Below are 11,192 nucleotides of genomic sequence, written 5' to 3' on the forward strand. Positions count from 1 at the left end.
GACAAGTATCGCTTGTCCTTTTTTTGTGCCCCAAACGGTCCACTGTTGTGCTGGTTTGATTTTTTCTGTTCCCCAAGCTAAGTAGCTGCACTTGCAGTATTTTTCACCCATAGACCCCATCTCCTTAACCAACCTGTATGATCGAAGCCGTTAAGTTCTGGAATGAACCCAACAACAAATCGCATTGGGATTTTGAAATTGATACCGACTGGAGCCGTTTTGCCGATATGGTAAAACTTTCCGCAGCTGCCGTGAAGGCAGAAAAGCCACAGCTTACCCGTGTACTGGGAGGCATTTCGCCCATTGATGCCTCTTTTATCCATCGCCTGCAGCAGTATGATACACTTCGGGATATTGATGCGGTAGCTGTACACGGGTTTCCGCTCGACTGGAACCACTGGCAAATACACGAATGGCCCAGTAAGATTGCCGAAATAGAAGCTGCTACCAACTTACCGGTATGGGTAACCGAAGTAGGCGTTTCCACCTTCGGAGCCGAAGAAGTGCAGGAGTTTGGCATCCGCCGCACCGCCGAACTGTTGCGCGGCCGTGTACCTCGTATTTTCTGGTACAGCCTCTACGACCTGCCCCGTGCCTGGGAAGCTACTACCCGCCACAGGGAAGCGGAAGGTTCCTCTTACTACCGTCATTTTTATATGGGCATCCTGCGTGAAGATGGTACGCCCAAACTGTCGATGAAACATTTTGCCGATTACACCCCCGAGATGGGCATTTGTCAGTGGTTCCACTTTGAAGACCACCGGCTGGACGAAGCGGTAGAATGGCTCAAGCGCCTGGGGGTACGTTACCTGCGCACCGGCCTGAGCTGGGCCGACTGGCTGCGGCCTGATGCGGAACGTTGGTTCGACCGGGTGATGAAAGCCATTGAGCCTTTCGACACCACGGTAACTTTCTGTTTTACACCTGAAGCAAAAGGCATTGCACCCCACCATACCAGCCCGCCACAAAACAACCAGGAGTTCGCCGACTTCTGCGTGGAAATGATGCGCAGGTATGCGTAAGGGGAGCAAGTTTGCAACCGTCGAAAGGGAAGGAAGAACGACGGACCACTGACGATGGACGATGGGTCACTCATAACTTAAGCAGTGTTTTTAGTTACAGTGTAATTTGAACCTGTGCTAAGTATGAAAACTAAAAGTCGATTGTATACGGCTTTACCCCGTCGTCTGTCGCCCGTCGTCTAACCCTCGTCTTCCAAAATCAAAACCATTTCACCCGCTTACCTTTTTTCCATGTCTTTATCCTGGGACAAACTGATGCGGCAGGGCAACTTTGCCGCTGCCTGGCAACTATCTGATGCTGATCTGGAAAAACGCAAGGGCGTGCCTTGCTGGCACCTGCCCCGGCATTTTCAATACATTTGGAATGGTGAAACGCTGGCAAATAAAATAGTATTGGTGCGATGCTATCATGGTTTGGGTGATACCATCCAGTTCATACGCTATATGCCCCTGCTGAAAAAGGTGGCCGCAAAAGTGATGGTTTGGGCGCCAGTTCAAATGATCCCGCTCTTACAACATGCAGCAGGTATTGATGAATACTGGCCCCTGCACGATGGGACCCCCGAAATGCCCTATGATATTGATGTGGAACTGATGGAGCTGCCGCATTATTTCCGTACAACACTCGATACAATTCCCAACGCCGTACCCTACCTCGATATAACTGCAAAACAATTTCCGTATACCAACCAGTTATTGAAAGTTGGCCTGGTGTGGCGTTCGGGCGATTGGGATGAAAGCAGGAGCCTGCCTTTTGCCCTGGTAAAACAGTGGGCAGATGTTCCAGGTGTTGCCTTTTACATTGTACAGGCTGGGGCTGAAAAAGCAGGCTGGGATGGAACACTCGGACAGCTTGCCGGCGGCAATGACCTGCTTGAAGATGCACAAACCATCAAGGGCATGGACCTTGTTATTTCAACCGACACCATGGTGGCACATCTTGCAGGTGCATTGGCAGTTCCTATTTGGACCCTGCTACCTAACCCCTGCGACTGGCGGTGGATGGATCACCGCAACGATTCGCCCTGGTATCCTACCATGCGCCTTTTCCGGCAGGAAGAGCCGGGCATTTGGCAAACCGTGATCAATCAGGTAAAAGAAGAACTGCTAAAGCTTACCCTTGCTAGGCATCGGTAAGCTTTAGCTTTTGCACCAGTTTGCCCAACTTGCCCCGTTGGTAAGCCAGGGCATGGTACATGGCCGCAGCCATACGTGCCCATTTTATATAGATATTGGGTTTGCCTGTCTTCCGGGCCAAATGAAAAAAGCGGTGGCTTCCTTCCGAAATCCAGTACCGCATCCGGTAGATCAGTTTTCGGTTACGGGTAGGCGTAAGGGCATCAGGTGGCAGTCGTTTGATGGGTTGTACGCCTTTATTGCCCCACGATAGGCGGTAAGCCATGCCTTCCCGGCGCTGGCGGAAACCTGCAGCCTGTGTTTGCACCACGGTGGCGGCATCCACAGGCGTAAGGTGCAGGTCGCCATGAGCAATGCCTTCTTCAATCATTTGTTGAACCAGCGCATGCCTGATCACCACCACGTTATTGCCCCCGCTGTCGGAAGCATATGGTTCGATCCAAGCATCACCAAAAGAAATGTCCGCTGTTTCGCCCACTACATCATCGCAGAAGTTGCAGGCAGGGTTCATAAAATAACCGGCGCCCCAGTCGCCATCGGCAAGGTGCCACCAATCCTTATTTACACTGCTGCCGTCTTTCAATGTTAGCCGGGCATTGTACCAGTTGGCAGGTCTTTCGGGATGCTTGGTGCGGTAAGCAACCTGGGTCACGTCCTCTATCGGCACATCCATCTGCCAGGCAAAGCTTTCCACGAAACGGGCGCTTTTCATATGCCCGCAGAAAAGGCCAAGGGTGTAAACGATCCGCTCCTGTAACACCGGGTCTTCCCTGCGCAGCAGGTGCACCGCTTTTATAAAACAGGGGATGCCTACAATGGCATACCGGCCAGGTACCTGCCTGATCTCTTCCAATATTTCGGACATGTCGATAGGGTAGTACCTTGACTGGGCACCCTGGTTGATGGCTTCCAGCGAGCGGGAAATACGGAACTTGAAAAAGCGGCCGTCTTTTTCAGGGTCGGCTGGCACCACGTGTGCCACACCATCTATCAGTCCACGCCGCATCAGTTCGGCAGCAACCCAGCTTACCATTCCACCCGAACTGCCCTGCATCCGGAACCCGCCAGTGGCAACATAACCTATATAGGATTGGGTAAACCGGCCAATATAGCCGTCGGTATGCGGAGCCGCTGGGTAGCGTTCCGCAGCAAGCTCGTTTTCATTTTTTGCCGCAGGCGAAAAAGGGCAGGTAAGGGTAAACTGGCTGGAAGGTGTTTGCAAAAACTGCCTGCTGCCTTTGGGTTTCAATTGGCCATAGGGGTCAAATTCCATTCTTGCTTCCAAAGCCTTGTTCTGGGCTACGCAACTGCCGCAGCCAATGCACAATCCTGACTTAATGATATCCTTAGGTGCGAGTGTTTCCTTCATGCGTACTGGTATTGTTTGAGTTGCAGGGCTCTTTGTAAATAAGCCTGCGAGCTTTGGCGCAACTGCCCGATACGGTGCAACAGGTAGGGCGCAAGGGGTTGGGTAAGCGCATCTTCAAATGCGGTATAAGGACTGCCTTCGTGCACCAGGTGGTTGAGGCCACCCAGCTTGTCCATCAGGCTGATTACCTTGATGCTGCGATAGGGCGTGGCAGCACAGGCAAAGGGCCGGTGGTAGCGGAGCGCAAATACACAACCATGAAAAAAGTTGGTGATCACTGCGGCACTGTTGCGCATAAACCCGTCAAATTCGATCGGGCCAGCTTCAATCCAGTGCTGATCGGCCCAATCGTTCCGGTAGCCGATGCTTACCAGGGGCAGTCCGCTGCGGCGGGCAAACTCCTTTGCATGTTCGATAAAATGAGGTTCAAAATTATGGCCGTAAACCGCCAGGTAGCGCTCGGGTACCGGTTGGTCCGTATCGGGTGCACCGGGCTCCTCGGTCAGCAGGCAGGGATCCACTACCAGTTCGGGATCGATGCCGGTAGCACTTTGTACCAACTGGCGGCTGTTTTGATCGCGCACAGCAATCAGGTCAAACTGCCGGAGCTTTTCCGCCCATTCTGCTCCAAGCCCCTGTTGTGCGGGGTAGCTGCCAAAGCTGGCTGCATAACTCACCAACATCTGGGTGTTGACGCCGTCGCCCCAAAAAAGGGAAGCGCCGCCATACCATGGGTGGAATAAATTCCATACTTCATCACTGCCCACCACTACCAGGTCGGATGGGGGCATTTGACCTGCATCTTCAAGCGGAAAGGGTTCGGAGCAGGGCATCTGTTCGAAAGCCTCCATAAAGGCGTTTAACCTTTTCCGGTAAAAGGGTCGGTCGGAAGGGGGGACGGGTGTGGGCAATACTGGTTGCAGCCCGCATTTCAGCTCTGCAAACAATACCCTTCCCGATTGGTGCTCCAGCAAACGAACGGCTGCGCCTTCCTTTGCCAGGAAGCGAACCAGGTGCATGGCCTGCCAGTAACTACCATAATTAAAACTTTTGTGCAAAGTGAGTACGCCGATCTTCAGTGGGTTCATGTTTGCCGGTATTTTGCGGATGGTGCCGGGAAGCTTTGCCCCGGCGGCTATTTGCCGGATGCAAAAGGCGGTCCAGCAGGGGTGCATGGATGGGCTTTATTATTGCAAAGCTTTGTAGCTGTACATTTTTACCTCAACCACCTTTTTCAAATGACCACATTTATCCTGATCAGGCATGCTACCACCATCGATGTGGGTACCCGGCTTTCCGGCCGTAAAGAAGGTGTTGTGCTTACCGAAACCGGTGTGGCCGAAGCCGATGCCCTGGCGCAAAGACTTTCCGGTTTGCAGGTAGCTGCACTTTACAGCAGTCCCATGGAAAGGGCGCAGGCTACTGCAGCACCGCTTGCGCAAGTTTGGGGAAAAGAAGTAGCGGTGATGGAAGCCTTCAATGAAATTGATTTTGGCGCGTGGACCCAGGCTCAATTCAGCGGGCTGCATTCCGATCCACAATTTGCTTTGTTCAACCAGTTTCGAAGCCATACCCGCATACCCGGGGGCGAAACCATGCTGGAGGCGCAGTGTCGTATGGTGCAGGGGCTTCAACAATTAATGCAGCAGCACCCGCAGCAGAAAGTTGCCATCGTTAGCCACTGCGATATGATCAAGGCTGTAGTTGCCTATTACCTTGGAATGAGCCTCGATCACCTGCTTCGCCTGGATATAGAACCGGCTTCGGTTACGGTGCTCACCGTTTATCCTGAAACAACGCGTTTGCAATTATTAAATCATAGGGGAGCGGTGGTGTTGTAAACCAAGACAAAAAATTTACGGCAATAGAACGCTTTTCTTATCCTGCAAACCACTTTGCAACATGCAACCACAACCGAATAAAGGAAGGTGGTAACATAATTGCATGCAGCTAAGTACAACCTGTAAGCCCTCACCTTTAAATGCTTTTTCATGCGCAATGCCATTGCACCCGCCCAGGGAAAACTGGGTGTATTAATTCCCGGACTGGGGGCGGTAGCCACCACCCTTATTGCCGGTGTAGCTGCTGTAAAAAAAGACCTCGCTCAGCCTGTTGGCTCGCTCACCCAGATGGGTAGCATTCGTTTGGGTAAAAGAACGGAAGGCCGCTCACCCAAGATCAAAGATTTTGTTCCCCTCGCCAACCTCGATGAACTGGTATTTGGCGGATGGGATGTATATGCCGATAATGTTTTAGAAGCGGCTATGAAAGCCAAAGTGCTGGAGCCCATGATGCTGCATGCTGTAAGAGCAGAACTGGAAAGCATCAAACCAATGAAGGCCGTGTTTGACCGCAGCTATGTGGCCAATCTCGATAGCACCCATGTAAAAGAAGCACCAACCAAGGCTGAACTTGCCAAGGCTTTAATGGATGATATTGAAAACTTCAGGGATGCCAACGATTGTACCCGTGTGGTAATTGTTTGGTGCGGATCTACCGAGAAATACATTGAAGTTTCCGAAGTCCACGAATCCATTGAAGCATTTGAAGAAGGCCTCCGCAACAACGACCCGCAGATTTCACCTTCCATGATCTATGCATATGCGGCCATTAAGCTCGGTGTGCCCTTTATGAATGGTGCGCCTAACCTTACCTGCGATATTCCGGCATTGATGGAGCTGGCCAGGCAAACCGGTACACCCATTGGCGGTAAGGATTTTAAAACCGGTCAAACGCTGATGAAGACCATCCTGGCACCTGGACTGGCCGCAAGAGCGCTGGGCATCAAGGGTTGGTTCTCCTCCAATATCCTGGGCAACAGGGATGGGTATGTGCTGGATCATCCGGATAATTTCAAAACCAAGGAAGTATCGAAGCTCAGTGTGCTGGAAGATATCTTGCAGCCCGATGCCAATCCCGAGTTGTACGGTGATATTTACCACAAGGTGCGGATCAACTACTATCCGCCGCATGGCGACAATAAGGAGAGCTGGGACAATATCGACATCTTTGGCTGGCTGGGTTACAGCATGCAGATCAAGATCAACTTTCTTTGCCGCGACTCCATCCTTGCAGCGCCCATTGTACTGGACCTTGCCCTGTTTGCCGACCTGGCCAAGCGGGCCAATATGTCGGGTATCCAGGAATGGCTGTCTTTTTATTTCAAAAGCCCGCAAACTTTACCCGAGCTGCGGCCCGAACATGATATTTTCAAACAGTTGATTAAGCTGCAAAATACCCTGCGCCACATGATGGGTGAAGACCTGATCACCCACCTTGGGCTGGATTACTACCAGGACCTGGTAGAAACCCTGTAAGTTTTTCTGCTAGTTTTATTTTGTATAAAACCAGGGCCTGTTATCGACACAGGCCCTGGTTTATTTTGAGTAGTTCTCACAGATGACACCGATAGCACAGATGATCCTTGCGATAAAATCTGTGTTACCTGTGTCATCTGTGAGCACAATATTCATTCTCCCAAGAGCAACTACTGTTTTCTAACAATCAATTTGTGAGCATCATTCCTCTTAAAACAAACACACTAGTCGCTGTTTCGCTTCCATCGAGGTTGATGATCTCATTGTGCTGTGCAATGCAAAAGGGGAGCAGCCGCTCAATAAAAGGTTTGGCCATCAAACGCTGGGGCGTACTTAACATGATCAAAGTGCCTTTATCTAAAAAGCTGGTGAGCACCTTGAAAAGCGTTTCAAATACTGCGGGCTCATAATTGATATCGCTTAAGAGCAATACATCTGCATGTATATCCTCAGGCAGGTAGTTCCAATCCATTTCGAGTGCAGCAAAGTTGGTACAACCATTTGCCTTGGCCGACAACTGCATCCAGCCAATGGCTTCGGGTGCATAATCAGTACAACAAACTTCACTGGCCCATTGTGCTGCAACAAGCGATGGCAAGCCAAGGCCACCTGCCAGTTCCAATACCTTTTTGTTCTGAATTAGTTTTGGGTGGGTGTCTACAAAACGGCTCAAAGCAAGGGCAGCCGGCCAAAGCCTAGCCCAATAAGGAAAATCCTTTCCGGGCATCTGTTCATAACGCGATTTCACCGCCTGCAGATCGGGCAGGTGCAAGGCAACAGGCCTATGATCAAATTGTATATGTTGAATATGTACAGGATAGGCCAGGTGCATGCAATTAGTTTAGCCGGTGCAAAGGGCAAATTTAGTTTGACCGAATTAGCTATAAGCCCAAGTGGTTTTTTTATTTCCTTACCTTCCGCAGGCAAATAAATACCCTGCCATGTACCGCGTCTCTTTCCTTGTTCTTCTTTGTTTATTTCAATTGTGCGCCGCCGCCCGCATTGAATTGCCCTCCGTTATCGGCAACAACATGGTCGTTCCGCAAAATACCCGCATACGCTTGTGGGGCTGGGCTTCGCCATCAGAAAAAGTTTTTGTAACGCCTTCCTGGAGTAACCGCACCGATTCTGCAGTGGCAACCCGTGATGCGAAATGGGAGCTTTGGGTAGAGTCGCCTGCAGCGGGTGGTCCGCACCAGGTCACCTTTCGCGGCAGCAATACCATCGTGGTAGATAATATCCTCAGTGGTGCCGTGTGGCTTTGCTCGGGACAAAGCAATATGGAGTGGAATTACTACAACGGAATAGAAGGGATGCGCTCGGAAATAGAAAAGGGCAACCAGCCGCAGATCCGCTTTTTCCAGGTAGATCGCAAAACAGCATTGCATCCACAGGACGATGTTCGGGGCAAATGGGTAGTGTGTGATTCCAATACCCTCAAGTCCTTTAGCGGCGTAGGATATTTCTTTGGCAGCCGGCTGCACGATAGCCTGCATGTACCTGTTGGTTTGATCAATGCAAGTTGGGGCGGCACGCCCGCCGAAGTGTGGATGCCCGATACACTGGTATTGAAAAATGATACCTGGAAGAAGGACCTGGAAAAGTTGAGCAATACGCCTTACTGGACCATTACTCCCGGCCTCGCATTCAATGCCATGATCGCACCGCTCACGCCCTTTGTGCTTGACGGCGCAATCTGGTACCAGGGCGAAAGCAATGTGGGCGCCGCCAACAGTTATGGTTCCCTTTTCAGCACCCTGATCAATTCCTGGAGAAAAGCCTGGAGCAAGGAACTTCCTTTCTACTTTGTCCAGATTGCTCCTTATACTTATGGACCGCATTTTGGTGCAGCCTTGCTGCGTGAGCAGCAGGCAAGGGTTGCTGCAACGCTTCCGCACACCGGCATGGTGGTGGTTAGCGACCTTGTACATGATACCACCAATATCCATCCCGTCAACAAACGTGATGTTGGCTACCGCCTGGCAGCCCTTGCATTAAGCGATGCATATGGGAAAGCATTGCCGGTAACTAGTTCCAAGACTTTTCAACGAGCCGAGACAAAGGGCAATAAAATGGTGGTTTCTTTTACAGGAAATGATGGCAAACTGGTACTAAAGGGCAAAACACCGCAGGCTTTATTGATTGCTGGTGCTGATGGCGTTTACCTGCCAGCGCAGGCCAAGGTGGTGGGTAATAACCTGGAAGTTTGGCACCCGCAAATCAAAGTGCCGCAAAGTGTGCGCTACCAGTTTAGCAGCGCTGGTGTAGGTAATATGGTCGATAGCTATGGTTTGCCCTTAGCTCCGTTCCGTACCGATAACCTGGAGCTTTAATAACCAGGATAAAGAAGCGCACCTACAATTTTTATAATTTCAATTTTCTAAAAATTCAAAATCAACAACACCATGAAGCAGATGAAATACTTTTTTGCAGCCCTCACCATCGTAGCACTTGCAGCAGCATCTTGTGGCAACTCAGGCGAAACCAGCACTACCACACCAACGGACACCGTAACCCAGCCTGTTGATACCATCAAGTCTGATCCTTCCACTTTCTCTGATCCACACTAAAAACTTGTTGCAGGTTTTGGGTTTGGATAGGATTCTAAGCCTGGAGCTTTGAATTATGATTGGATAGATACTTGATTGTACAATCAACTTAAAACACCTGCAATGAAAATGCCCTTGCTTTTAGCAAGGGCATTTTCATTGCAGGTGTTTTAACCACTATTGTTGTTTTAAAATTAATTCACGTATGTCGGCTCCTTCTTCCTGCCAGCAACGTAAGGATCCATCTGCGCTGAATTCATATCGGTAAGCCCCATTTAAATCCAGTTGTGAAGTGTTGCTTTTTTGCTGGAATACCAGTGAAGCCTGGTCGGACTGGAACATGCCCGTAGTCTCCGGAAGAGCAGCCTGGTCGTAAGGCGCGGCTGCAAAATAATTACCTTCAAATACCAGCGTAACCTGAGTAGTATCCTGGTTATTATGGTGGTAATAACCAATATAAGCTCCTTCCCATTGATTTTCCGGTACACTATTATCCAGACAACCCGTAAGCAAGGTGGCCAGGAACAACCAACACAGCTTTATCATGGATAGCAAATTTGCCCTGCATAGACAAATACTATGCTAGATTTTAAATTGTTGCAACACCAACAGGGAAAGCTGCAGCATCTGGCTTGAAAATCATTAGGAAGAACTAACGGTAATTCTGAAAAAAAAGTAAAAGGTAAAAGAATGGATGCCTGCTTTTGCATTGATTCTTTTACCTTTTTTATGTTGGCTTACGTCCATGAGCATTTTAAAAAAGCTCTAAATACTAAGGAACTCCCTCTTGTACTGCACCGGGTTCTGGTGCATGATCTCCCTGAAATGTTTATTAAAATTGGATAAGGTACTATAGCCACATTCATAACAAACCTGGGCAACGGTTGCTTCGGTATTGGTGAGCAGCTTGCAGGCATGGCTGATCCTGATCTCCGCCAGGAAGCGGCTGAAGGGACGACCGGTTTTGCTGGTAAAATAGCGGCTAAACGATGTGGGCGTCATGTGCAGCAGGGCAGCTATTTCCTCCAGGCTGATCTTGTTTTTGAAATTGCGCAGCAGGTACGCATATACCAGGTTTACCCGGTCTTTTTCCTGTTCCGTTTCGTGCCCTTCGTAGGTACGCGATGAGACATAGTCAAATTCGTGGGTGGATGCCAGCAGGTCGAGCATTTGCAACAGCAGAATCACACTGGGCAAACCATGAAGGGTGCAAAGGTTTTGAAGCATTCGTGCAACCTTGCTGCGCACGGTACCTTGAAATTGTAGCCCCCGCAGCGATCGTTCGAAAAACTTCTGCAGGCCAACCATCTCCGTTTTCTTCAGGATGTCGTTGCCCAGAAAATGCTCGTTCAGGTACACCACAATACCTTCTACTTCCAGATTGCTGCCGGGGCGGAAATAAGCTTCATCGCTGCGCCACAGGTGGGGAAGGTGTGGCCCGGTAAATACCAGTTCGCCCGGACCAAAATGCGTGATGCTGTCGCCAATAAACCGGGTGCCGCTGCCCTGCAATACCAGGAACAGCTGGTACTCGCTATGCGCATGCCATACAGGGTCGAAATGTGGGTCGCGTAAATGGCGCACCTGGAAAATTTGTGTTTCAGGAATGGCCGACTTGTGTAGGGCTGCTTTCACGGTTGGTTCTCGTCTTGGATATCTTAAATATAAGCTTGCTGAATGACAAAATACAGTCAGACATGGATAAAAAAGTAATGGATGATGGCGGTATTTATTTCCATTTTTATTGTGCGACTAACGATTAAAAGCCAATACTATGTTTTACGTATTACTACCTCGT

At 50.0% G+C, this 11,192-nt stretch carries 11 protein-coding genes; 6 read left to right on the forward strand and 5 right to left on the reverse strand.

From position 1 onward, the window contains the following. The first annotated feature begins 137 nt into the window (after positions 1-137). Both BUE76_RS12595 and BUE76_RS12600 read left to right on the forward strand, forming a co-directional pair. Entirely contained in the window at positions 138-1,022 is an 885-nt protein-coding gene (locus BUE76_RS12595) for a glycosyl hydrolase (RefSeq protein ID WP_073039902.1), read from the forward strand. A 231-nt stretch (positions 1,023-1,253) separates the two neighbouring features. Next, positions 1,254-2,159 (forward strand): glycosyltransferase family protein, encoded by a 906-nt coding sequence (locus BUE76_RS12600; RefSeq protein WP_073039900.1) that lies wholly within the window; start codon positions 1,254-1,256, stop codon positions 2,157-2,159. On the opposite strand, the gene BUE76_RS12605 is transcribed toward BUE76_RS12600, so the two are convergent. Next, positions 2,146-3,528, reverse strand: coding sequence for a Coenzyme F420 hydrogenase/dehydrogenase, beta subunit C-terminal domain (locus BUE76_RS12605; protein WP_073039897.1), 1,383 nt, complete (start codon positions 3,526-3,528; stop codon positions 2,146-2,148). The two genes, BUE76_RS12600 and BUE76_RS12605, sit on opposite strands and share 14 nt — an antisense overlap. Next, entirely contained in the window at positions 3,525-4,703 is a 1,179-nt protein-coding gene (locus tag BUE76_RS12610) for a polysaccharide pyruvyl transferase family protein (RefSeq protein ID WP_083596340.1), read from the reverse strand. Before BUE76_RS12610 ends, BUE76_RS12605 begins: the two co-directional genes overlap by 4 nt. A 63-nt stretch (positions 4,704-4,766) precedes the next feature. Here BUE76_RS12610 and BUE76_RS12615 point away from each other — a divergent pair, with 63 nt between their 5' ends. Next, positions 4,767-5,369: a histidine phosphatase family protein gene (locus BUE76_RS12615; protein ID WP_073040322.1), complete on the forward strand. Its 603-nt coding sequence runs from the start codon at positions 4,767-4,769 to the stop codon at positions 5,367-5,369. A gap of 150 nt (positions 5,370-5,519) precedes the next feature. Beyond that, the gene (locus BUE76_RS12620; RefSeq protein ID WP_073039895.1) at positions 5,520-6,845 is read left to right on the forward strand and encodes an inositol-3-phosphate synthase; all 1,326 of its coding nucleotides are present in this window, start codon (positions 5,520-5,522) and stop codon (positions 6,843-6,845) included. A 187-nt stretch (positions 6,846-7,032) separates the two neighbouring features. Here the strand turns inward: BUE76_RS12620 and BUE76_RS12625 are convergent, their stop codons facing one another. Beyond that, complete coding sequence (locus tag BUE76_RS12625) at positions 7,033-7,677, reverse strand: class I SAM-dependent methyltransferase (protein ID WP_073039893.1); 645 nt, start codon at positions 7,675-7,677, stop codon at positions 7,033-7,035. A 109-nt stretch (positions 7,678-7,786) separates the two neighbouring features. Between BUE76_RS12625 and BUE76_RS12630 the strand changes: the two genes are divergently transcribed. Together BUE76_RS12630 and BUE76_RS24515 are read left to right on the forward strand one after the other, a co-directional pair. Further along, positions 7,787-9,178: a sialate O-acetylesterase gene (locus tag BUE76_RS12630; RefSeq protein ID WP_073040320.1), complete on the forward strand. Its 1,392-nt coding sequence runs from the start codon at positions 7,787-7,789 to the stop codon at positions 9,176-9,178. Positions 9,179-9,250: 72 nt separating this feature from the next. Beyond that, positions 9,251-9,415, forward strand: a complete 165-nt coding sequence (locus BUE76_RS24515; protein WP_158069969.1) for a hypothetical protein — start codon at positions 9,251-9,253, stop codon at positions 9,413-9,415. A 156-nt stretch (positions 9,416-9,571) separates the two neighbouring features. On the opposite strand, the gene BUE76_RS12635 is transcribed toward BUE76_RS24515, so the two are convergent. Continuing rightward, entirely contained in the window at positions 9,572-9,940 is a 369-nt protein-coding gene (locus BUE76_RS12635; protein ID WP_073039891.1) for a hypothetical protein, read from the reverse strand. Between the two features lie 219 nt (positions 9,941-10,159). Further along, on the reverse strand, positions 10,160-11,029 hold the full coding sequence (locus tag BUE76_RS12640; RefSeq protein WP_073039889.1) for an AraC family transcriptional regulator: 870 nt from the start codon (positions 11,027-11,029) through the stop codon (positions 10,160-10,162). Between the last annotated feature and the right edge of the window lie 163 nt (positions 11,030-11,192).

The sequence above is a fragment of the Cnuella takakiae genome, from assembly GCF_001953305.1.
Classification (GTDB): domain Bacteria; phylum Bacteroidota; class Bacteroidia; order Chitinophagales; family Chitinophagaceae; genus Flavisolibacter; species Flavisolibacter takakiae.